This is a genomic window from Micromonospora sp. NPDC047812 (genome assembly GCF_040704175.1).
Lineage (GTDB): Bacteria > Actinomycetota > Actinomycetes > Mycobacteriales > Micromonosporaceae > Micromonospora.
Genome location: NZ_JBEYRY010000005.1, coordinates 283,417 through 308,552 on the forward strand (window position 1 = coordinate 283,417; position 25,136 = coordinate 308,552).

General features: G+C 72.6%; 9 protein-coding genes. 7 read left to right on the top strand and 2 right to left on the bottom strand.

Features of this window, described 5'->3' with window-relative positions; translation table 11 throughout:
• Positions 1-61: 61 nt before the first annotated feature.
• The 6 genes from AB0883_RS21180 to AB0883_RS21205 all read left to right on the top strand — a co-directional run bounded on the left by AB0883_RS21180 (position 62) and on the right by AB0883_RS21205 (position 18,760).
• Positions 62-2,362, top strand: a complete 2,301-nt coding sequence (locus AB0883_RS21180) for a pyridoxal-phosphate dependent enzyme (protein WP_366642870.1) — start codon at positions 62-64, stop codon at positions 2,360-2,362.
• A gap of 9 nt (positions 2,363-2,371) precedes the next feature.
• A complete protein-coding gene (locus AB0883_RS21185) occupies positions 2,372-5,728 on the top strand; it encodes an AMP-binding protein (protein WP_366642871.1) in 3,357 nt (1,118 codons plus the stop codon).
• Positions 5,729-5,738: 10 nt separating this feature from the next.
• Positions 5,739-12,428: an amino acid adenylation domain-containing protein gene (locus tag AB0883_RS21190; RefSeq protein WP_366642872.1), complete on the top strand. Its 6,690-nt coding sequence runs from the start codon at positions 5,739-5,741 to the stop codon at positions 12,426-12,428.
• A gap of 34 nt (positions 12,429-12,462) precedes the next feature.
• The gene (locus AB0883_RS21195; RefSeq protein WP_366642873.1) at positions 12,463-15,183 is read left to right on the top strand and encodes an amino acid adenylation domain-containing protein; all 2,721 of its coding nucleotides are present in this window, start codon (positions 12,463-12,465) and stop codon (positions 15,181-15,183) included.
• Positions 15,180-16,448, top strand: a complete 1,269-nt coding sequence (locus AB0883_RS21200) for an MFS transporter (protein WP_366642874.1) — start codon at positions 15,180-15,182, stop codon at positions 16,446-16,448. The genes AB0883_RS21195 and AB0883_RS21200 overlap by 4 nt, the downstream gene beginning before the upstream one ends.
• Before the next feature lie 74 nt (positions 16,449-16,522).
• Positions 16,523-18,760 (top strand): penicillin acylase family protein, encoded by a 2,238-nt coding sequence (locus AB0883_RS21205; protein WP_366642875.1) that lies wholly within the window; start codon positions 16,523-16,525, stop codon positions 18,758-18,760.
• A gap of 101 nt (positions 18,761-18,861) precedes the next feature.
• Here AB0883_RS21205 and AB0883_RS21210 read toward each other — a convergent pair whose 3' ends face one another.
• Both AB0883_RS21210 and AB0883_RS21215 read right to left on the bottom strand, forming a co-directional pair.
• Positions 18,862-19,932, bottom strand: coding sequence for a hypothetical protein (locus tag AB0883_RS21210; RefSeq protein ID WP_366642876.1), 1,071 nt, complete (start codon positions 19,930-19,932; stop codon positions 18,862-18,864).
• Positions 19,920-20,900, bottom strand: a complete 981-nt coding sequence (locus AB0883_RS21215) for a LuxR C-terminal-related transcriptional regulator (protein WP_366642877.1) — start codon at positions 20,898-20,900, stop codon at positions 19,920-19,922. Before AB0883_RS21215 ends, AB0883_RS21210 begins: the two co-directional genes overlap by 13 nt.
• A 229-nt stretch (positions 20,901-21,129) precedes the next feature.
• Between AB0883_RS21215 and AB0883_RS21220 the strand changes: the two genes are divergently transcribed.
• The gene (locus AB0883_RS21220; protein ID WP_366642878.1) at positions 21,130-25,089 is read left to right on the top strand and encodes a S8 family serine peptidase; all 3,960 of its coding nucleotides are present in this window, start codon (positions 21,130-21,132) and stop codon (positions 25,087-25,089) included.
• Positions 25,090-25,136: the final 47 nt, after the last annotated feature.

Genomic DNA, 25,136 nt, shown 5'->3' on the forward strand with positions numbered 1-25,136 from the left:
GCGGAGCAGCCCGGGTGGGCGCGAACGACGTCGGCACCCACGGACGACCGGGGGCTGGCGCGTGATCTTCCAGAACGTCGTCGACGCCATCGGGCACACGCCGTTGATCAGGCTGCGGATGGATGTCGACCCGCGCGTGCAGGTGTACGCCAAACTCGAACTGCAGAACCTCTTCGCGATGAAGGACCGGGTCGCCCGCCACGTGATCCTCGAGGCCAGGCGGCTGGGCGTGCTCAAACCGGGCGCGCCGATCGTCGAGAGTTCCTCCGGCACGATGGCGCTGGGAGTCGCCCTCGTCGGCACCGCCCTGGGCCATCCGGTGCATGTCGTCACCGACCCCCGGATCGACCCCGTGACGCTCGCCAAGCTGCGCGCCCTGGGCTGCCAGGTGCACGTCGTCGACCGGATGTCCCGCCAGGGCTGGCAGGGTGCCCGCCTCGAACGGCTGCACGAGCTCCTCGAAGGCCTGCCGGGTGCGTTCTTTCCCGAGCAGTACCGGAATCCGGACAACCCGGGTGCGTACCGGTCCCTGGCCGGCGAGCTGCTGGGGGACCTCACCTCCTTCGACGTCCTGGTCGGGGCGGTCGGCACCGGTGGATCGCTGTGCGGCTCGGCCCGTGCGCTGCGACGCGCGCTGCCCGAGCTGCGAGTGGTGGGGGTGGACTGCGTGGGCAGCGTGCTGTTCGGTCAACCGGACGTGCCCAACAGGTTGCAGGGCGGACTCGGCAACAGCCTCGAGCCCGCCAACCTGGACCGTCGCCAGATCGACGAGGTGCACTGGCTCAACGACCGGGAGGCGTTCGGCGCCACCCGTGACCTGGCCCGCGAACAGCAGATCTTCGGCGGCAACACGTCGGGATCGGTCTACCAGGTGTTGAAGGACGTGGCTCGCCGCGCGGAGCCGGGCACCCGGATCGTCGGCATCTTCCCCGATCGCGGCGACCGGTACGCGCAGACCGTCTACGACGACGGATGGGCCGCCGACCGCCTCCACGGGATGGACGTGGCGGACCGACCGCGTCCGATCAGCCCCGGCGAGGTCGCCGTGAGCTGGTCGCGGACGGACGACGTCCCGCGCGCGAACGACGAGCGGTACCTGTTGTTCCTGGAGTCGAACACGAGCGGCACCGGCGTGCTCGCCCTGAGCGTCGCGCGACGGATGGGGCTGCGTCCGGTGCTGCTCACCGACCGTCCCGACCGCTACCCGGGGCTCGCCGACACCGACTGCGAGGTCCTCGTCTGCGAGACCCACGACCTGCCGGGCCTGCGCTCGCTCATCCAGGGCAGGTTCCGTCGTGAACAGCTCGCCGGGGTGACGACGACGAGCGACTTCTACACCGTGCTCGCCGCCGAGCTGGCCGACTGGCTGGGACTGCCGGGCAACCCGCCGGCAGCCGTGGCCGCCTGTCGGAACAAGGCCCTGCTGCGGGAGGCCCTGCGGGACAGCGGGATCCGGCAACCCCGCTTCGTCGCGGTGACGGACCCGGCACGGGCCGCCGCCGCCGTGAGCGAGGTCGGGCTGCCGTGCGTGGTCAAGCCCGCGGACGACTCCTCATCGAACGCCGTGCTGCTCTGCGCCACCGTCGAGGAGGCGACCGCTCACGTGGAGACGGTCCTGGGCATGCGCGTCAACGTCCGGGGCCTGCCGACCGCCCGCTGCGCACTGGTCGAGGAGTACGTGCGGGGTGCCGAGTTCAGCGTCGAGGTGTTCGGCGAGAGCATCGGGAACCGCTGCCTCGGGATCACCGAGAAGCGGGTGACCGGCGGGCCGTACTTCGTGGAGCTCGGTCACGTCTTTCCCGCGGACCTGCCGGCGGACCAGGCGACCGCGATGGTGGATGCCGTCCTGCGGGCCCTCGGAACGGTCGGGATGTCACACGGAGCGACCCACACCGAGGTACGCCTCACGCCCTCCGGCCCGGCCATCATCGAGATCAATCCCCGCCCGGCCGGCGGGATGATCCCCGAGCTCTACCGCCTCGCTACCGGCTCCGACCTGCTCGCCGCGCAGCTGGCCGCCGCCGTCGGAGAGCCGACCCGGCTCTCCTCGACCACGCACGGGTACGCCGCGATCGAGTTCCTGGTGGCTTCCCGGCCCGGGACGCTGCGGGGCACCGCGGGCGGGGCGGAGATCGCGCGCCTCGACGGCGTCGAACAGGTGACCGTGACGGCGTCCCCCGGCACGTCCGTGCGACCGCCACGAAACGCCTACGACCGCCTGGGGCACGTCATCGCCACGGGCCCCAGCAGAGCGGAGGTTCTCCGCCGGATCCACACCGCCGTGGACCAGGTCCGGCTGCTGGTCGACGAGGACCGCCCGGAAGCCTTCAGCGACGAAACGTCCCTGGCCCCGGCCCACTGAGAGACGACCATGACCCACACCTCGCTCATCGCGGCCCTGTCGGCCTGGGCGGACACCCGGGCGGACGACCACGCGCTGACCTTCGTCGACAGTGCCGGGGTGGCGACCAGCACCACGTACGGGCAGCTCGACGAGGGCGCTCGTACCGTGGCCGGCCACCTGCGGTCGATCGCCGAACCGGGCGACCGGGTGCTGCTGCTCTTCCCACCCGGCCTCGACTACGTCACCGCCTTCCTCGGCTGCCTCTACGCCAACGTGGTCGCGGTGCCCCTCTACCCGCCGGGCCCCAACACGCGCCTCGACCGCGTCACCACCGTCGTGCGCGACTGCGGAGCCACCCACGCGCTGACCACCGCGAAGCTGGTCGAACCACTGTCGGTGCTGGCGGCCGAGCCGGACGGACCGGCGGTGCACCCGATCGAGTCGGTACGGGCGCAGGCCGCTGCGGTGGGACCCCACCGGCCGGAGCCGGGCGACCTCGCCTTCCTCCAGTACACCTCCGGATCGACGGGCGATCCCAAGGGGGTCATGGTCGGCCACGGCAACCTCACCGACAACCACCGGGCCATCGCTGCCGGTTTCGGGATCAACACCGACGATGTGGTGCTCAGCTGGCTGCCGATGTACCACGACATGGGCCTCATCGGCACCACGTTGCTGCCGCTGTTCGTGGGCATACCGGCGATCCTGCTCGACACGTTCGCGTTCGTCCGGGACCCGCTGCGGTGGCCGGCGGAGGTGTCCCGGTTCAAGGCGACCTGTTCCGGCGGGCCCAACTTCGCCTACCAGCTCCTGGCGGACCGCTTCGACGCCGGGCTGCTCGACGGGATCGACCTCAGCTCGTGGCGGATCGCGTTCAACGGCGCGGAGCCGGTCAACAGGCGGACGATGGACGCGTTCTCCGCCGCGTACGCGCCGCTCGGGTTCGACCGCCGGGCCTTCTATCCGTGCTACGGCCTGGCGGAGGCGACGCTCTTCGTCAGCGGCCCCGAGGCGTCGACCGGCTACCGCGCCGGCACCTTCGATCGGCACGCTCTCGAAACGGGCCGGCTGACCGGGGCGACCGGAGCAGCGGGCACGGATGCGGTCACCCTGGTCTCCTGCGGCACCCCGCCACCGGGCACGACGGTCGCCGTGCGCCGCGCGGACGGCGAACCCTGCGCGGCGGGTGAGGTCGGCGAGATCTGCGTGAACTCCGGCGGGGTGGCCGCCGGGTACTGGGGCAGGTCCGACTCCGCCGCGACGTTCGCCGCCACCGTCGGCGGCCGGCAGGGGACGTTCCTGCGTACCGGGGACCTCGGCGCGATGTACGACGGCGAACTCTACGTCGCGGGGCGCCAGAAGGATCTGATCATCCGAGCGGGCCGCAACTACCACCCGCACGACATCGAGGCCGCCGCCACCGCGGGCGACGAGCACCTGCGCCGGGGCGGTGCCGCGGCGTTCCAACCGGAGACCGGCGACCAGCGGGTGGCGCTGGTGGTCGAGGCCTCCCGCAGCGGGCTGGCGCGGCTGCGCGCGGACCCCGCGCTGCTCACGTCGCTGACCGGCGGGCTGCGGCGCCGGGTGGCCACCGAGTGCGGGCTGGACCTCGACGACGTGGTCGTCGTCATGCCCGGCGCGATACCGAAGACCTCCAGCGGGAAGATCCGCCGGCGCGCCACCAGGGAGCAGTTCGTCGGCGGACGCCTCAAGCCCGTCGTGCCGGCGGTCCCGTCCGCGGCGCCCGATCGGGCCGCCGCCGACACCCACCCCGGCGACCTGCCCACCGCCGTGGAACAGCTCGTCCGGCGGTACGCGAACCTCGAAGGGAACGAGTGGGACCCGTCGCTGCCGCTGGCGGCACTGGGACTCGGTTCGCTGCGACTGATCGAACTCAAGGCGGCTGTCGAGCGGTTGGTGCACGGCACCCTGGACACCGAGCTGTTCTTCGGCGACCGGTCGGTGGCCGAGCTGGTCGCCGCCGCCGCGGATCCCGGCCCGGCCGCCGTACCGCTGCCGGCGCGGACCGGCGCGGTCAGCCCCGCCTCGGCCGGCCAGGTCGAGCTGCACTTCTACGACGAGGTGTCCCGCGGCAACCGGGCGAACAACCTGGCGATCGCCCTGCGCCTCTGCGGCCGCGTCGAGGAGGAACCGCTGCGTGCCGCGATCGACACGGCCGTCGCTCGGCACCCCGCGCTGCGCACGACGCTCGGACCGCTCGGATCCGGCGTCCAGACCGTGCACGACCAGGGCACGGTCGACTGGGAGTGCCGGGCCTTCCCGGACGGCTCCGACGAGGCGGTACGGGCCTACCTGCACGAGCGGGCCTACCGCCCCTTCGACCTGGTGCGGGGCCCGCTGGTGCGGGCCGGGGTGGCGTACCCGCCGGACGGCACGGTGCTTCTCGTGGCGTGCCATCACGCGGTCGTCGACCACTGGTCGCTCCAGCTCCTGCTCGCCGAGATCCTGCCCCAGATCACGGGCGACGCCCCGCCGGCCACGGCGGGACCGGGCGCGGCGGACGCCACCGACTGGGCCCGGCTGCAGCAGCAGGCGCGGCTCGATCCCGACTGGCGCGACCGGGTCACGGCCCTGGCGGAGAAGTGGCGGCCACTGCGTGACCTCGTCCTCTTTCCGGAACGACCCGCCTCGGCCCGGTCGCCACGACGACGACCGGACCCGGACCGGCACCGGGCCGGCTGGATCGACTTCGAGGTCGACCCGGACGTCGTACGGACCCTCCACCGGCACGCGGCGCGGCGCGGCTTCACCCCCTTCGTCTCGCTGCTGGCCGCCTACGCCGAAGCCCTGCACCAGGTGACCGGCGAGCCGCGGATCGTGATCGGCGCGCCGCATCACGGGCGCACCGACCAGCGCTTCGCCGGCACCGTCGGCTACCTGGTCAACATGGTGCCCATCCTCGGTGACCTGACCGACCGGCCCGATCCGGCGGCGCTCGAGGAACGCCTGTGGCGGGAACTGCGGGCGGCACTGTCGACCGCGGACGTCCCCTTCAGCGACCTGGTCCGGGCACTCGCCGCCGATCGGCACGGCCAGAATCCGCTCTTCCAGGCGACGCTGACGCTCCAGCAGCCCGTGCACGGCAGCGACGTGGGACTGTCCGTGCCCTGGCTCCGCCGGCGGCGGCGGATCGGGTCCCACGACGTCGAGGCGTACGACCTGCCGCCCGTGGACACCGCCTTCGCGACGAGCCTCTACGGCGCCCTCGACGCGGGCGGACTCGCGTTCCGCCTCGTCCACCAACGCAACCTCGTGTCCGCGGAGGCGGCAGCCGAGGTGTGTCGGCGGTTCTCCGAGAGTCTCGCCCGGTTGGTCCGACGGCCGTCCACACCACTCGCTCACGACCCGGTTCGACTCAGCTAAGGCGGAAATGATGACTGCTTCCGATGTTGCCGTCGGTAATCTGGTGGAGTCGTTCGACGAGGTCGTCCGACGCCACCCGGACAGCATCGCGGTGTGCTGCGGAGACCGGCGGATGTCGTACGCCGAGGTGGCCGCCCGGTCGACGGCGCTCGCCGCCGCGATCAGGGCGAGGGTCGACGACCCGTCGCGTCCGGTGCTGCTGCTCCTGCCGCGCTCGGTGGACATGGTGGTCGCGAGCCTGGCCGTGCTGCGGGTGGGCGCGGCGTACGTGCCGGTCGATCCGTCCACTCCCGCCGCCCGGCTGAGGCTGATCGTGGCGGACGCGGCGCCCTCGGTGGTGCTGACGGCTCCCGGGCTGGCGGAGCTGCTGCCGCCGGACACCCCGGTGATGGGGCCGCAGGACGTCGCGGAGGACCGGAGCGACGACACCGACGGGCGGTGCCCCGCGGCGTGGGACACCCGCGCCTACGTGATCTACACCTCGGGCACCACCGGGCGGCCGAAGGGCGTGGAGGTCAGCCACGGCAACGTGCTGCGCCTGATCCGGGTCACCCAGCCGCAGTTCGGCTTCGGCGCCGGGGACGTCTGGACGATGTTCCACTCGTTCGCCTTCGACTTCTCCGTCTGGGAGATGTGGGGGGCGCTGCTGTCCGGCGGCCGGCTGGTCGTCGTGGGACAGGACGTCGCGCGGGACCCGGTGGCCTTCCGGGCGTTGCTCGCCGACGAACAGGTGACGATGCTCAGCCAGACGCCCACCGCCTTCAACAGCCTGGCCGCGCACGAGGTCTCCCAGCCCGACAGGCTGCCGCTGAAGTGGGTGGTCTTCGGCGGTGAGGCGCTGCGCTTCGGTGACCTCCGGCCCTGGGTGGGCAGGTACGGCGACCAGCAGCCGCAGCTGGTCAACATGTACGGCATCACGGAGACGACGGTCCACTCGTCGTACCGCAGGGTCCTGGCGGCCGACCTGACGAGCACGGCCAGCCTCATCGGTCGTCCGCTGTCGGACCTCGGTTTCCTGCTCCGGGACGAGCAGGGCCGGCCGGTGGCCCCGGGCCGGACCGGTGAGATCGTCGTGACCGGACCAGGGGTGGCGATCGGCTACCTGGGTCAGCCCGCAGCGACCGCAGAGCGGTTCCTCGACCTGACCGTCGACGGCAGGCCCGTGCGGGGATACCGCTCCGGTGACCTCGCGCGCCTGACTCCCGCCGGGGAGTACGAGTACCTGGGGCGGGCCGACGACCAGGTCAAGATCCGTGGGCACCGGGTCGAACTCGGGGAGATCCACGCGGCGCTGACCGCGGTACCCGGCGTCGGGCAGGTCGCGGTGACCGTCCGCCGGGCGCGACCGCAGCGCAATCCGGTGGTGAAGCAGGAGGCGGTGTCCGGGCGGATCTCCTCGGTCCGCAGTCTCGTCCGGGCCGGGCAGCCGGCGGCGTCGGGCACCGGCAGCAACCGGACGCAGATCGTCGCGTACGTGACCCACGACCCCGGCTGCGAGCTGGGGGAGATTCCGGAGCTGCTGCGGGCGAGCCTGCCGTCGTACATGCTTCCGGCGTTCGTCGTCCCGGTGCCGGAGATTCCCCTCAACGCCAACGGCAAGGTCGACTTCACGCTCCTGCCCGCACCGACCGCGGCCAACCAGCTCCGGGCGCCGATGGCCACGGAAGCGGTCGCCGACGCCTCCTCGGCGACCGTGGAGCGGGCGATCTGCGCGCTGTTCGAGGAAGTGCTCGGCGTCGAGGGGGTGGGACCCGACGACTCCTTCTTCGGCATCGGCGGGGACTCCATCATCGCGGTGCAGCTGCGCGCGGCCGCGGCGAACCGCGGGATGACGCTGGACCTGGCCGACATCTACGAGCTGAAGACGCCGCGTGCGCTGGCCGCGAACGCGGTCGCCACGGACGAGTCGGTCGACCCGCCGGTCGAGCCGTTCAGCCTCGTCGACCCGGCGGACCGGGCGCTCCTGCCGGCCGGCACGGTGGACGCGTACCCGGTGGCCACCCTCCAGGCCGGTGTGCTGTTCCACAGCGCGTACGCCGAGGGCGTCAACATGTACTGCGACATCTTCATGTTCCGGTTGCGTGCCAGGTTCGACCACGACGCCATGAGCCGCGCGCTCGCGCGGGTGACCGAGCGCCACGAGATCCTGCGGACGTCGTTCCACCTGTCCGGCTTCTCGCAACCGCTCCAGGTCGTCCACGCGCAGGCCCGAATGCCGCTGAGCGTGGCGGACCTGAGCCGGTTCGACGAGGACCGGCAGCTGGCCGAGTTCGAGGCCTGGCGACGCCGGGAGATGAGCAACCCGTACGACTGGGCGCAGCCGCCACTGGTCCGGTTCACGGCGCACCTGCTCGGGCCGGACGAGTTCATGTTCTCCATGAGCTTCCACGACACGATGTTCGACGGGTGGAGCGAGACCTCACTGCTCGCGGAGATCCTCGTCGACTACTGGCAGGACCTGCAGGGCATCGCGTCGCACGACCGTGCCCTGCCCGTGCGCCGGTACGCCGACTTCATCGCCAAGGAACAGGCCGTGCTCCGCGACGAGGCGGTCCGGGACTTCTGGCGACAGGAACTGGCCGACGTCGAGCCGAGCCTGCTGCCCCGCCTGGCCCGGGGCTCCGGCGACGTCCACGAGGGGCGGATGGGCTTCCTCAGCGTGGACCTCCCGGCGGAACTCTCCGACCGCCTGCACCAGCTCGCCGCCGCCTGCGGGGTGTCGGTCAAACACGTGGTGATGGCCGTCCAGGCGCGGGTGGTGATGACGCTCACGGGACGCGACGACGTCGTGCTCGGCGTCGCCGCCAACGGGCGGGTCGAGGAGGAGGGCGGCACCGAGGTCATCGGCCTGCACCTCAACCTCGTACCCTTCCGGCTCCGGCCGCGGGGTCGCACCTGGCGCGACCTGATCGCGGCGACCAGCGACAAGGAGCGGGAGCTGCTGCCGGTGCGGCGCTTCCCGCACGCCGAGATGCTCCGCCTCGCCGGCGTGTCCGAGCTGACCGACATCATGTTCAACTACACCCACTTCCACGGCTACGAACGGCTCGCCCATGCCACGGGCATCGAGGTGGTGGACGGCTTCGGCTACATCCAGACGAACTTCACCCTGCGGGCCGAGTTCAACAAGGATCCGTTCAGTCGACTGCTCACGCTCGACCTCGAAGCGAACATGGAGCGGATCTCGGAGGACCAGCTGCACGAGGTGGCGGACATCTTCCTGCGGGCGCTGACGAGCGTCGTCGACCAGCCGGACGACGAGCCGACGCAGGTCGCGCTGCTCGGTGAGCAGCGGTACCGGGCGTTGCTGGCGATCTCACGCGGGCCGGTCGAGCCGGCGACGGCGACGGGCTTCCTCGAACGGATGGCCCGTTCGGTGCAGACGTTCCCCGACGAGGTGGCCGCCGTCTGCCACGGCCGCGAGATCACCTACCGGGAACTCGCCGCGGACGTCGAGCGGGTGGCCGGACGGCTGCGCGCACGGCAGGTCGGTCACGGCACCGTGGTCGGCCTGGCCAGCGGCCGGAACATCGACTACCTCGTCGTTCTGCTCGCCATCCTCCGCCTCGGCGCGGTGTACCTGCCGCTGCCGCAGGGCCCGGCCGCACGCGTCGCCCGCATGGTCGGGCGGGCGGAGGCGAGGCTGGTGGTGTGCGACGAGACGCACCGCGCCGCGCTGGCCGCGATCGGTGAGGTCGAGCTGGTCGACGTGGCGGACGTCCTCGCCGCCGCTGCCGGCACCCCGGTCGCGCCCGGCCCCGCACCGGGCGGTCGGGACAGCGCGTACATCCTCTTCACCTCGGGATCCACGGGCGACCCCAAGGGCGCCCTGATCCGGCACGACGGCATGCTCAACCACATCGACGCCAAGATCCAGCAGCTGGACCTGCGGCCCGGCGACCGGCTGGCCCAGGACGCCGCCGCCACCTTCGACATCTCCGTCTGGCAGTTCCTCGCGCCACTCGCCGTCGGCGCCACGACCGTGATCTACCCGGACGAGATCGGTCAGGACGCGGCGTCGCTGCTGCGGGCCGTGGCCGAGGACGGGGTCACCGTGCTGGAGGTGACGCCCTCCGTGCTCAACATCATGTGCGCCGAACTCGCGTTCTACGGCGTCGACGCGTTCGCCCCGTTCCGCCTGCGCTGGGTCGCCTCGCAGGCGGAGACGCTGACCCCGCAGTCCGCCAACACGTTCCGCCGGCTGCTCCCCGAGGTGGGGCTGCTGAACATGTGGGGGACGACCGAGACGTCCGACGACGTCCTGCACCACCTCGTCGCGGCCGACGTCGACGAGCGGGACGCCTCCGTCCCCATCGGACGGCCGGCGCGCAACACCGCACTGTACGTGTTGGACGGCGCCCGGGAGCCGGTGCCCACCGGCACGCCGGGAGAGCTGTACGCCGGCGGCATCTGCGTCGGCGGCGGCTACGTCAACGACCCCGACCGGACCGCCGCGGTCTTCGTCGGCGACCCGTTCGCCGTCGACGGCAACGGCATCATGTACCGCACCGGTGACCGCGGCCGCCGGCTGGCGGACGGCTCGCTGGAGTTCCTCGGCCGGATCGACAACCAGCTCAAGATCAGAGGGAACCGGGTCGAACTGGACGAGGTCAGCCGCGCCCTCGCCGGTGTCGAGGGCGTCCAGGAGAGCGTGGTGACCGTCCGGCGGTCCGACGACGGCGGCAAGCAACTCGCCGGATTCTTCGTACCGGAGGTGGTCTCCGGCGCCGCCGGCGGTTCGCCCGAGGGCTCCCTGGTCCGCCGGGACCTGCGGCCCGAGGAGGTTCGCGTCGCGCTCAGCCAGGTCCTGCCACGCAACGCCATCCCGGACTTCCTCGTCCGCCTCGACCAGTTGCCGCGTACGAGCCACGGCAAGGTCGACACCCGGTCGCTGGCGGCGACGGCCCTGTCCCCGGTCGACGAACCGACCGGGGAGAACTCCGCCCCGATGACCCCGATGGAGGAGGCCGTCGCCGGGATCTGGGCCTCCGTGCTGTCCGGTCGCCGGCCCGGGCCCCAGGTCAGCTTCTTCGACCTGGGCGGCCACTCCCTGCACGCGACGCAGGTCCTCGCCCGGCTGGGGGACCGCCTCGGGGTCCGCCTGCCGATCCGGGAGCTGTTCGAGAACCCGACGCTGCGCGGTTTCGCCGCCCGGGTCGAGGCAGCGCTGACGGACGACCGGGAGTCGGAGGTGCCGATCCCGGCGAGGCCCGCCGGCCTGCGGGAGTTCCCGCTGTCCATGGCGCAGTCGAGCCTCTGGTACCTGGACCAGCTCGACTCCGACGGCGCCTACACCGACGGCTACCTCCTGCATCTTCACGGCGACCTCGACGTGCCGGCGCTGCGGGCGGCCGTCGACCGGCTCGTCGCGCGGCACGAGGTGTTGTCGAGCCGGATCGTCGAACGCGACGGCGTGCCGTTGCTGGTCGTGGACCCCGATGCGAGACCGCGCCTGGGGGTCCGGGAGGCCACTGACGCGGTGGTCGCGCAGGGGGACACCGAGGCGATGCTGGAGTACGTCCGGCAGCGGGCGACGCGGCGCATCGACCTCGGTGGCGTGCTGACCGAGGCCACCCTGTACCGCTTCTCCGACCGGGACCACGTGCTCGAATGGACGAGCCACCACGTCGTCACCGACGGCTGGTCCAACGAGGTGATCCTGCGGGAGATCGCGGAGTCGTACGCGGCCCACCGGGCGGGCCGGGAGGCGGACCTGCCCCCGCTCCCCATCCAGTACGGCGACTACTCCCGCTGGCAGCAGAACTACCTCGAATCGGCGCCGGCCCGACGCGAGGGCGACTTCTGGCGGTCCTACCTGAAGGGCTACGACGGGGAACTCGCCCTCGCGACCGACCTGGAGCGGACCGAGGACCGCGCGCGGGCCGCGGGCCGGCACCGCCGGGAGTGGGACGAGACCTTCTCCGCCGGGGTGCGGGCGTTCGCGCAGCAGCACCACGTGACGCTCTTCATGGTCGTGCACGCCGTCAGCGCGGTGCTGATGGCCAAGCTCGCCCAGCAGTCGGACGTCGTGATCGGTGCGGCCGTCGCCGGCCGGCACCCGGCGGAGACGAAGGACCTCGTCGGCTTCTTCGCCAACACCGTGCCGTTCCGCTACCAGGTCGACCCGGAGCACAGTGCCCGGGCCGTCGTCGCGGCGGTCCGGGACAGCGCCCTGAACGCCCTCGATCACCAGAGCCTGCCGTTGCAGAAGATCGTGGACCTCGTGGGAGCACCCCGTCGACCCGGAGTCAGCCCCCTGGTCCAGGTCGTGGTCTCCGTCGCCCGGTCGATGCGCGGTGCCGCCGCGCTGCCGGGCCTGGACGCGACCGCGACCCAGCTGGGCGCGCAGACGAGTCGCTTCGACCTGTTGCTGCACTTCACCGACGAGGACCGGATCGGGCTGACCATCGAGTACGACCGGTCGCTGTTCACCCCGGAGGCCATCGACCGGCTGGCCGGGGCGGCCGACCGGCTGCTGAGGTTCTTCCTCGCCAGCCCGGACCGGCCGGTGGAGGAGGCCACGCTCGTCGACGACGAGGACCGCGGGGCGCTCGGGGAGATCTGGCGGGAGGTGAGCGGCCAGTCCCTGGAGATCGACCACCGCGCGACGGCGGCGCTCATCGACTCCCCGCACTGGGCCGCGTACGTGGCGCGGGTCGAAGCGGCGGGGCTGGTCGTCCCGCTGGTGCTCGCCCTGTGAGAGCCGGCGATCCGAAACCTGGGGAGAACTGCTCATGACGTCGACCGACCGCGCGCTACGGCTGCGCCGGCGGCTCGCCGGACGCCGCGACGTGCCCACACCGGCGCTCGGCCGGACCGCCGCCGCGACGGTCACCGCCGGCAACCTGGTCGCGGCCTTCGATGAGGTCGCCGGTCGGCACCCCGACCGGGTCGCCGTCCGCTGCGACCGGCAGGCCCTCACGTACCGGGAGCTGGCCAGCGCCTCCCGGGCCCTGGCCGGCCGGATCGCGGCGGTCGCGCCGCCCGGCCAGCCGGTCGGCGTGCTGCTGCCGCGCTCGGCGCGGATGATCGTGGCGGCGCTGGCGGTGCTCCGGACGGGTGCCGCGTACCTGCCGCTCGACCCGGAGGCGCCCGCCGTCCGTACCGGCATGATCGTCGGTGACGCGGCGCCGTCCCTGGTGGTCACCACGGGTACGCTGGCCGGCTCCCTGCCCGCGACGGTCGCGGCCGTCCTGCTCGACGCGTCGGACGGCGGCGAGGAGCAGCCGGACCCGCCCGCCGTACCGGTCCGCCCGATCGCGCCCACCGACCGGGCGTACGTCATCCACACCTCGGGCACGACCGGCCGTCCCAAGGGGATCGAGGTCTCCCACGCCAACGTCCTGCGCCTGATCGGCACCACGCAGCCACTGTTCGGGTTCGGGCCGGACGACGTGTGGACCATGGCGCACTCGTTCGCCTTCGACTTCTCGGTGTGGGAGATGTGGGGGGCGTTGCTCACCGGCGGGTGTGTCGTCGTCGTCGAGGCCGAGGTCACGCGGGACCCGGTCGCCCTGCGGCGCCTGCTGCGGGCGGAGCGGGTCACGATGCTCAGCCAGACGCCCACCGCCTTCGGTTCGCTGGCGGCCCAGGAGGACGAGTACGACGACCGGCTGCCGCTGAGGTGGGTGGTCTTCGGCGGTGAGGCTCTCCGGTTCGGGGACCTGCGGCCCTGGGTCGCCAAGTACGGCGACGCCGCACCCGAACTGGTCAACATGTACGGAATCACCGAGACCACGGTCCACGCGTCGTACCGCCGGATCCTCGCCTCCGACGTCGCCGGCACGACCAGCCTGATCGGCGCTCCACTTCCCGACCTCGACTTCCTGTTGTGGGACGAGGACGACCAGCCGGTCGCCGACGGCGAGATCGGGCAGATCATCGTCACGGGTGCGGGCGTGGCCCTCGGCTACCTGGGCCAACCGGAACTCACCGCGCAGCGGTTCGTCACCGTCACCGACGCGCAGGGCCGGCCCGTACGCGGATACCGCTCCGGGGACCTCGCCCGGCGGACGCCGTCCGGCGAGTACGAGTACCACGGGCGCAACGACGACCAGGTCAAGGTCCGCGGCTACCGCCTGGAGCTGGGGGAGGTGCACGCCGCCCTGGTCGCCCTGCCCGGTGTGCGGCAGGCCGCGGTGGTGCCGCACACCTCACCCGGCACGGGAACGCGGCTGGTGGCGTACGTCGTCGGCGACGGTGGCGCCGGTCCGGCGGAGCTGCGCTCCTGGATGGAGGGTCGGCTCCCGGGGTATGCGGTTCCGTCCGCGTTCATCCTCGTCGACGCGCTGCCGCGAACCGCCAACGGCAAACTCGACCGGGCAGCCCTGCCCGCCCCGGGCCCCGTCCGGACGCCACACGTGCCCGCAGGCGTCGACGACGTCACGCGGTCCCTGCTGGCGATCCTGGCCGAGCTGCTGCCCGGCACCGAGGTCGAAGCAGACACCGACTTCTTCCGGCAGGGCGGGAACTCCCTGCTGGCGACCCGCCTGCTGGCCGCCGTACGCCGACAGTTCGGTGTCGTCGTCCCGCTGCGCGACTTCCTGAAGGCGCCGACGATGCGGGCGGTGGCGGGCGCGGTCCGTCGGGCCCGGCCGGCCGGACAGGGTGTGGCGTCCCGCCGCCCGGTCGACCTGCTGCCGCTGGGGGACCCCGTCGCGGGCCTGGCGCCCGTGGTGGCGCTGCCCGGCGTCTTCGGGATCGGCGCCTCGATGGCGCGGCTGTCGACGCACGTGCGGGGCCGCCCGTTCTACGCCCTGCACACCCGCGACCTCCTCCGGGCGCGGGACGGCACGCCGTCCTCCGCCGTCGCCGCGCAGGCCTGCCTGACCGAGCTGCTGCCCGTCGCCGATCCCGGGGTCCACCTCGTCGGACACTCCCTGGGCGGTGCGATGGCGCTGCACCTCGCCCACGCGATACGGGCGGCCGGCCGCCAGGTGCGGAGCATCATCCTGCTCGACGCACCGAGCCCACGATGCCTCCACCAGCGTCTTTCCGAGGACCACCGGACCCAGCTGGTCGCCTTCCTCTCCGACGTCGCCCTCGCGTTTCCCGAGCACACCCGCCGGTGGCGCGAGCTGTCGCCGCAGTCCGCGGCCGGGTTGGCCGACGCGGAACTCCTGCGTTGGGCCGCCTCCACCGCGACGCCCGCGCTGGCTGCCACGATCGGCGAGCTCGCCCACGCCTTCGAGGACTACCGGACGATGGGACGGATCATGGCCGAGCCCGCGCCCGCCCTGGCCGTGCCCGCACTGCTGCTGGTGGCGGGTCTGGAGAGGCCCCACGACGACGACGGGCACACCGAGGGCTGGCACCTGGTGCTGCCGAACCTGACCGAGACGGTGGTGGCCACCAGCCACGAGGGCATGCTGCGTGACCCCGGAGCGGCGATCGTCGCCGAGACAATGATCGAATTCCAGCACCAGCAGGACAAGACGGAAGGAAACCCGAGTTGACCCGGGAACCGGCTGCGAGCGCAGCGTTCCGCCCACCGCGACTGGCCAGGATCCTCGTCGGCGGTTCCGGCGTGATGAGCCTGGCCAACGGCGTGACGATTCCCTTCCTCGCCATCTTCCTCCGCAACGAACTCGGCCTGTCCGTCTCGACGGTCGGCCTGGTCATCGGCTCCTCCGTCCTCTTCGGCATCTCCGGCGGATTCCTCGGCGGCGCGCTCTCCGACATCGTGGGACGCCGCCGGGTCCTGCTCTCCTGCCTGCTGCTGGTGATCGGCAGCTTCGTCGGGTTCTTCTTCGCGCGCCACGCCGTGACGGCGTTCGTCTTCAACGCGTCCATGGCGTTCGCCACCAGTGCCTTCAGCCCGGTCGCGAAGGTGCTCATCAGCGACCTGCTCCCCGTCGCGCTGCGGGTGAAGTGGTTCTCCTACCAGTACCTCGCGATCAACGCCGGCTACGCCGTCGGTCCGCTGATCGGCGTGGCCCTCGGGTTCACCGGCGCCCGGATCTCCTTCCCCGCCGCCGCCGCCGTGTACGTGGTCTACTTCGCCGTCATCTGGACGGCCACGCGGCAACTGCCGCGACCGTCCGTCGGGAACGCCGGGCTGGCGACGCTCGGTCGCAGCACGGGCGCCATCGCCCGCGGACTGGGCGAGTCGGCCCGGGCGGTGATGTCGGACCGCCGCCTGCTCCTCCTGCTCATCGGCGCGATCCTGTTGGAGACGGTGCACAGCAGGATCTCCGTGCTGCTCGCCCAGAACTTCGTCATCGACTTCGCCGACAGCGCCCGGGTGCTCGCCGCGGTCATGACCACCAACGCGGTGGCGGTGATCATCCTCCAGCTCTTCGCCGCCGGCTACGTGCAGCGCTACAACCCGCTGAACGCCATCACCCTCGGCGGGATCCTCACCTTCGTCGGGATGGCCGGCTTCGCGATCTCCGAGCAGATGTGGCACTACATCGTGGCGATGGTGGTGTTCACGGTCGCCGAGACCCTGATCGTGCCGTCGGAGTTCGCGCTCGTCGACCGCATCGCGCCCGAGGACCGGCGCGGAGCCTACTTCGGCGCACAGACCTTCGCGCAGGTCGGCGGGTTCACCGGACCGTTCCTCGGCAGCCTCGTCCTCGCGTCCTTCGGCGGGCCGGTCATGTTCCTCACCATCGGCGCCCTGGCGTTGGTGAGCGTCGCGATCTACCTGCTGGTCGGGCGGCGCATCCCCGACCTGAACCGCCATGACACTCTCCCGGAGACCGAAAAGGCGTCATGAGAGCCGCGGCGGGCATCCTGCGCCTGGCCGCCTGGCCGAGCAGTCGTGCGCTCCGGCGAACCCGGGTACTTTCCATGGCGGCCCTGCACGGGACCGTCGACATCGACCGCGACGGGCGCGGCATCCCGTGGATCCGTGCGGGCGACGAGCGTGATCTCTACGTGGGCGTCGGCGTCGCGATGGCGTACGACCGGCTGTGGCAGATGGACGTCCTGCGCCGGCGGGCGACCGGACGACTGGCGGAGGTGTTCGGCGTTCGCGCCGCCGGTTCGGACGTCCTCGCCCGTACCCTCGCCTTCGAACGGGCCGCCCGCCGGAGCGAGGCGCTGCTCTCCGCGCCTGCCCGGGCCAACCTCGCGGCCTTCGCCCACGGGGTCGACACCGCGGTGCGCCGGATGCGGCGCCGCGGGCAGCTCCCGCCCGAGTTCCACCTGGTGAGGTACCGGCCGGGCCCGTGGTCGGTCAGCGACTCGCTGGCCATCGTCAAGCAGCTCGGATTCCACCTGGGCCGCAACCTGCAACAGGAGGTCTTCCGTAGCCGGCTGCTGGCGGAGCGACCGGACCTCGTCCACAGCTTCCTGGCGCCGAAGTACCCGCCCGGCGGCAGCGTCACCATCGGGGCCGACGCCCCGGCGGGGCCGGCGGCACGGCGCGGCGACACCGCGCTGCTCTCCGCGGCCGGCGCCGCGCACCTCGGCGACCTCTTCGCCGGCCGGCAGGGGAGCGGTTCGAATGCGTGGGCGGTGTCCGCGGCCAGGTCCGCCACCGGCTTCGCCGCGCTGGCCAACGACCCGCACATCCTGTTCACCCAGCCGAGCCTCTGGTACCAGCTGGGACTGGACCTCGACGGCGAACGCGCGTACGGGGTGACGGTGCCGGGCGTGCCCGGACTGGTGATCGGCGCCAACCCGGATCTCGCGTGGGGGGTGACGAACTCCACCATCGACACCCAGGACCTGGCCGTGGGGGAGCGGACGGAGCCGGCGGGAGAACGGTGGTCGCAGCCCAGCGTCGTCCGGGTGCGAGGCGGGAACGAGATCCCCGTGACCGCCGCGGGCGGGACGGGATACGTCGACCTGCCGGGCCCACCCGGTGCGGACGCCGACCCGGTGGCCCTCTACTGGAGTGGCCTGCACCCGTCCACCGAGGCCGAGAGCTGCCAGCGCATGTGGCGGGCGCGCGACTACCCGGCGTTCCGCGGGACCCTGCGGGGTTTCGGCGTGCCCGTGCTCAACCTCGTCGTCGCGACCCGCGACGGTGTGGTCGCGCTGCGGACGGCCGGAATCGTGCCCCGCCGCGACCGCCAGGAGGGCCTCGCGCCGGCCGGCGCGGCCGAGGTGGCCGGTCGCTGGAGCACCACGCTCGCGTTCGACGAGCTGCCGGAGGTCGTCGATCCGCCAGCGGGCTTCGTGGTCAGCGCCAACCACCAGATCCTGCCCGACGGGGCCGCCCCGCACCTGGGCAGCGACTGGGGCGGACCGTACCGGGCCGACCGGATCGAGGAGCTGTTGACGGCGACGCCGACGGCCCGTCCGGACGACTTCGGCGCGTGGCAGATGGACCTGCGCAACGGCCGGGCCCGGCGCATCCTGCCCACCCTGCTGAAGGCGCTCGACGAGAATCCACCGGAGTCGCCGCTGGCCGTGTTCAGCCATCAGTCGTTGGCCACCTGGGACGGCAGGGACGACGCCGATCAGGCCGCACCCCTGGTCTTCGGGGCGCTGACCCGGGTGTTGACCGAGCGCTGGATCACCCGCCGGCTCGGTACGGCCGTCGCCGACGCCATGACCGATGTCACCCTTCAGGTGGACCACCTGGTGATGGATGTGGACGCCCGCCGGCGGCTCGGCGAGACGGAGGAACTGCCGGCCGTCGTCGCCGACGCCCTCACCGAGGCGGCGCGTCGACTCGCCGACAGATTCGGCGACGACCCCACCGGCTGGCGCTACGGCAGGGCGAACCGGATCGCGGACCAGCATCCCCTGGCCGCGGTGTCGGACACGCTGCGTGCGCTGTACGGATCGCCCCCGACTCCGGTGGGCGGCGGCGGGCAGAGCGTCTGTCTGATGTACCCCGACCGCGACGGCCAGGTTGTCGAGGGCGCGCCGTGGCGCTTCGTCGTCGAGTTCGGCCCCTCCGGCAGCACCCGCATCCGCGACGTGCTCCGCCACGGCAGCTCGGGCAACCCCCTCTCGCCCCACTACGGGGACCAGACGCCGGCGCACGCCGAGGGGCGGCTGTACGAGGTACGCCTCGACAGCCCGCCGGAGGTGCGCAGACGCCTGACCCTGGCGCCCCGGACGGCAGGGTGATCGGATCGCGCACGTCGAGGGTGTCGTCGCGGCGCACGAGCTCCCGGACCGGCGGTGGCAGCCGGGACGGGTCGTCCACGGCCGGGGTCGACCGCCCGCCGCTACTCGAGCTGAGGTGATCCCTGAGGTCCGCCAGTCTCCACCGCGGCCGGCGGCCGGGGTCGGTGACCGCCGCTGATCGGGCAGCGATGGCCTGCCGACACCTGCGGGGCGGGGGACATCTGGCGGAACGCCGCCTGGACGCCGGCCTGGAACCGGGTACGCGCGCCGAGATCGCTCATCAGGGTGGCGATCCGCCGTTGCACGGTGCGGTACCCGACGCCGATCTGGCGGGCGATCGCCTCGTCGGTCAACCCGGACAGCAGCAGTACCACCAACCGCCCGTCGTCGATCTCCGTGCTCCGGCTCCGGCCCTCGCCGCCACTGCGGTGGGCGGGCAGGTGCAGTGGCACCGCCCGGCGCCAGAGGCTGTCGAAGAGGGTGCGGAGCGCGTCGAGCAGCGCCGACGGGTGGACGATGATGGCGCTCTCCTGCCCGATCGGGCCGGGCTGCATCGGCAGGATCGCCCGCTGATCGTCGGCGATGTACATCTTCATCGGCAGATCAGGCAGGACACGGGCCTGCTGCCCGGTGCGGATCAGCTCCTCGATCGTGGGCAGCCCGCCGCTCTCCTCCACGGCCGCGCGGTCGTAGATGCAGCGGCTCTGCACTCCGGCGGCGAGCAGCTCCCGGTCGGTCGCGGCGGTGCTCTCCAGGTGGACGTACGGCGGCTTGTCGAAGCAGCACAACTCCCGCCGGGCGCTGCGCTGCACCTGGTTGACCGCCTGCCGCACCGCGCGCCGGCCACGCACCACCTCGACCACGTGTGGGTCGACGTCGGCACGGGCGTCCCGGTAGGCCTCCGTGAGCCGCAGGAAGTGGTCGTGCGTCCGGTCCAGAACGGCCTCGCGCTCCTGGAGGAGCCCGGCGACGACGTCGGTGGCGGATGCGGTGTACCGGGGCGGGGTCCCGGGCTGGACGCCGACCAGGCCGGCGGCCTCGAGCCGGGTGAGCGCGTCGGACAACCGAGACGGCCCCGACCACATCGCGGCGAGTTCGGCGAGGGTGGCGCCGGGGCGTTCGAGCAGCAGGTCGTAGGCCATCTCCTCGGCGTCGCCGATCAGTTCGTACACAGATCCTCCCGGTCCTCGGCGGTCAGCCAGCCGCGCTGGACGGCCTGGTAGCCGGCCTGGAACCGGGTCACGGCGTCGAGCCGGGCGAACAGCCGGTTCATGTGCCGGCGGACGGTGCGCGCGTGGCAGCCGAGGTGCTCGGCGACGTCCTGTTCGGTCAGTCCGGCGACCAGCAGCGCGAGCAGGTCACGTTCGAGGTCCGACGGCGCGTCCGGGTCCGACTCGACCCGCTGGCGGACCCCCACGTCCAGCGGCACGGCCCGTTCCCAGAGGCTCTCGAACAGAGCCGACAGAGCCGACAGCAGGACGGAGTCACGGACCAGCAGACAGGTCTCCAGCGCGAGGTCGGGGCGCAACGGTACGAGGCCGACCTGCCGGTCGCAGAGCATCAACTTCATCGGAACGTCCGCGACCCGGGCGTGCTCACCCGCCGAGACGAAGCGGGCAAGCTGGGCGAGCCGTCCCGGGATGGCCATGCCCTCCCGGTCGTAGATGGTGCGCATCCGCACCTGCCGACGCTCCGCCTCCTCGGCGGGCAGGGCGAACGCGTTCAGGTACGGCGGCGCATCGAAGATCAACAACTCCTGCCTGGCGCTGTCCTTGAGCTTCTGGAAGGCGGCGTGGATGGCGTCGCGGCCGTGGAGCACCTCGACCAGTTCCGAGTGTTCGGCGGTCGCGGCCCGCTGGAACCGGTCGGCCATCCGGGTCACCCGCTGGCGCAACTCGCGCAGGGACTCGCGGCGCTCGGTCAGCAGAGGGCCCAGCGCGACGTCGGGCGCCACCGCCGTCCACCGGGGAGGCTGACCGGGCAGCTGGGTGGCCAAGCCGAGCTCGGCCAGGCGCGCGAAGTCGGCGGTCCCGGCGACATCGGCCGACACCGGGGCCGGGCTGGCGACCAGTGCCTCGTAGAGGGCCTGCTGCCCGGGAGACAGGCCGAGGTCGGGGAACGGCCATTGATCATCCGGCATCCGGCCATGCTGCCCCGGACCGGCGGTGGCGACAAGAGGTCCTGCGGTCGATCGTCCGGCGGGTGATCCGATCCGTACCCACCGTCACCTGCGACGACGAGGACGTGCCCCATTCACGCCAGTGGCGTGAACCAGGCAGACGGGCGGCTTCCGTGCCGCCGAACCCGCTGCGAAGCTCCACGGGACGCATCCGTTCCCCCTGCGTACACCCTCTTGGAGAGGAATATTCATGTCGAGCCTGATTCCACGGCGATCACGGCGTGGCGGGGTCGCCTGCGGCCTCGCCGTCGCGGTGGCCGTCGCCACCATCGGGGTCCCCGCACCGGTGACCGCCGCACCGACGGCGGGCGAACCGGGGTCGAACCCGACCGCGACGAGCACCGTGACCACCGGGACCGGCGATGGCCTCGAGGCCACCGTCACCCTGATCAGCGGCCACCGGGTGCGGTACACGGAAGGAGCGGACGGCAGGAGCAGCGCCACGGTGGTCAGCTCGCCGGGCGGCCCCGCCGCGGCGGACGCGTTCCGTTCCTACTCGGACCCGACCGGGGTCTACGTGATTCCCCAGTCGGCACAGGGTCTGGTGGCCAGGGGCCTGCTGGACCGGGAACTGTTCGACGTGCGGTACCTGGCCCGCAACGGTTACGGCGACGACGCCGCCCGGACGATGCCGGTGATCGTGAGCTACGGCGCGGGTGCGAAGGCCCGGGCGGCCTCCCCGGCCGCGTTGCCCGGCACCACCGTACGGCGTGACCTGCCCAGCGTGGCCGGCGCGGGCCTGGTCGTGGACAAGGCCAGGACGGGTGACTTCTGGGCCGCGCTGACCGGTGGCGCCGACCGGTCCGCCGCCCGTCGGCCGGCGGCGGCCACCGGACCGGTACTGGGCTCGGGAGTCGGCAAGGTGTGGCTGGACCAGAAGGTCAAGGTCGACCTCGCCGAGAGCGTGCCACTGATCGGTGCGCCGCAGGCGTGGGCCGCCGGGCTCGACGGAACCGGGGTGAAGGTGGCGGTGCTCGACACCGGCATCGATGCCGACCACCCGGACGTGCGGGGCAAGGTGGTGGGCTCGAAGAGCTTCGTGCCGGACGTCGCGTCGGTGGCGGACGGGCACGGCCACGGCACCCACGTCGCGGCCACCATCGCCGGCACGGGCGCCGGCTCGGCCGGGGCGCGCAAGGGCGTCGCCCCCGGCGCGGACCTGCTCGTCGCGAAGGTGCTCAACGACGCCGGCAACGGTGACATGTCGTGGATCATCGACGCGATGGAGTGGGCGGCCACCAGCGGTGCGAAGGTCGTCAGCATGAGCCTCGGCGGTGCGCCGACCGACGGCACCGACCCGGCCAGCCAGGCGGTCAACCGGCTGACCGCCGAGACGGGCACGCTCTTCGTCATCGCCGCGGGCAACTCCGGCCAGGAGAACACCGTCGGCGCCCCCGGTGCCGCGGACGCGGCCCTGACCGTGGGTGCGACCTCGAAGACCGACGAACTCGCCAGTTTCTCCAGCCGCGGCCCCCGGCTCGGTGACCGGGCCATCAAGCCGGACATCTCCGCCCCCGGCGTGGGAATCGTCGCCGCCCGCGCCACCGGCACCTCGATGGGCACCCCGGTCGACAACCTCTACACCTCGGCGAACGGCACCTCGATGGCCACTCCGCACGTGGCGGGCGCCGCCGCGGTGCTGGCCCAGCAGCACCCGGACTGGACCGCCGCCCAGCTCAAGCCGACGCTGATCGGCACCAGCAAGGACAACGGCCACACCGCCTACGAGCAGGGCGCCGGACGGCTCGACCTGGCCCGCGCGGTGCGTCAGCGGGTGACCACCAGCACGGTGAACGTCGACTTCGGCACCGTGTCGCCCAACACCGAGCCCCGCATCGAGCGGCAGGTCGCCTACCACAACCCCACCGACGCGCCGGTCACCCTCACCCTGACCCCGGCGCTGCGCAAGATCGGCGGCGGCGCGGTCACCGGAGCCCTCTCCACGACCGCCTCGGTCACCGTGCCGGCTCGCGGCACCGCGCAGGCCACGGTGACCCTCGACGCCGCCGGGCTCGACATCGGCGGCTACACCGGGTCGCTCGTCGCCACGGACGAGGCCACCGGCACCCGGCTGACCCTCGCGGTCGGGCTCATCCGGCAGCCGCCGATGCGCCAGATCACCACCCGGATCCTCAGCCGGCCCGGTGAACCCATCGCCATCGGGGCCGCCCCCTGCGACTTCCGCAACCTCCGGGACGACACGAACTACCAGGTCATGATGACCGTCCCGCTGGGCGGCAAGGACATGCAGGGCACCGGGTACGTCCCGGACGGCGAGTACCACCTGAGCTGCTGGGGCGCCTACTGGGGCGACGGGAAGTCGTTCCGGCACCAGGCCTGGATCGAGGACCCGCAGTACAAGGTCACCGGGAACACCACCATCGAGTTCGACCTTGCCCGCGACCTGGTGGAGGTCAAGAAGATCGACACGCCGCTGCCGAGCGAGGCGGTGCACCGGGCCATGGGCAGCAGCTTCTCCACGGCGTCCGGTGCCAACTACGCCAGCGTGTGGTACAGCGGACCGGGGCACGGGTACAGCTGGCGGACCCACGTCGTGCCGACCTCGGCCAAGCCGACCATCGGTGACTACTGGACCTGGTTCGAGCAGATGCTGACCGCGCCGGAGGCCACCACCACCGTGTACGGCAACGGCCGGGTGAAGGTCGCCCCGACGTACCTCACCGACGCCGAGTTCGCGCCCAAGTTCACCACCGACCAGCGGCTCCAGCTCGCCAGCCGGGCGGACCTGCTGGCCGGGGGCGACGTCAGGGGCAAGCTCGTCTTCCTCGACACCCCGGCCGACGCCTGGTACGTCGACGAGGTCGAGCGGGCCGCCGACGCCGGAGCGGCGGGCGTGCTCCAGTACTTCGCCGGCCGCGACGATCCCGGCTCCTACGACCAGATCCCCCCGTACGACGTCGTCAAGCCCCGGCTGCCGCTGCTGTGGCTCGACGGTGACCAGGGGGCGAAGGTGGCGAAGGTGCTCGCCGGCGCGAAGCGTCCCTACGTCGACATCGACGCCCAGGTCGTCAGCCCGTACGCGTACAAGCTGCGCCCCCACACCGAAGGCCGGATGCCCGCCAAGCCGGTCGGCACCGTCCGGCACCGGGACCTCGTCCAGGTCCGCAGCGAGCAGCACGCCCAGGTCTCCGCGCCGCAGTACGAGACGAACGCGCACGACGTCAGCCACACGTACTCTCCCGGGCAGAACTTCAGCGCCAACGCCGCGCACGCGTACAACGTGCCGGTCGCCCGGACCGAGTACTACAACGTGACCGGTCCGGATGTCCTCTGGGGGCGGTACTTCACCGTGCGCAACCCCGCCGACGGCACCACCCGGGGTTCCGACCAGGTGGGCAGATTCCCTCGGGCGACCACGAGGACGGAGAAGATCCACCAGCCGCCGGTCGTGTTGGGTGCGCTGCCGGACGACTCCGGCCTGCCCACCACCTGCATGGGCTGCCGGGACGGGGACAGCATCTACCTGCTGGAACGCTCGTCGTCGGCGGCCGACCTGACCAGCACCGTCTCGGGCGGCCGCCGGGTGCAGGCGACCCTCGAACGCGACGGCGTCCGGATCACCCCGAATCCGCCGCCGGGCCGGGGGACGAACTTCATGCACTGGACCGTGCCGTCGGCGCCGGGCCAGTACACGCTGCGCACCGTCCGCAACGACAACTTCTCCGGGCAGACCCTGGCGAAGCGGATCGCCACCGACTGGACGTTCCGCTCGGCCAGCGCGACCGGCACCGTGCAGCAGCCGGCGTCCTGCTACACCGAGCAGATCCGCATCGGTAGCGGCCGGTGCGACTGGCAGCCGCTGATTCAGCTCGAACACGACTTCGACCTGTCGCTGACCGACACCACGACGGCCGGGCGGGCGTACCGGTTCGAGGTCACCCCGCACGCCGCGCCGAACGCTCCCCGGATCGCCGGGCTGCGTACCTGGGTGTCGTACGACGACGGGGCCACCTGGAAGCAGGCGGTCGTCGTGCCGGGCCTCGGCGGCAGCTACCACGCGCTGGTCGTACACCCGAAGCTGGCCGACACCAGCGGTGCGGTGTCCGTACGCACCGAGGCCTGGGACCGGTCAGGCAACCGCGTCGTGCAGACCATCGACCGTGCCTACGGCCTGACCGACGCCCGGTAACCCTCACCCCCGCACCCGGTCGCCCTCCGCGCTTTCTGTCGCGGAGG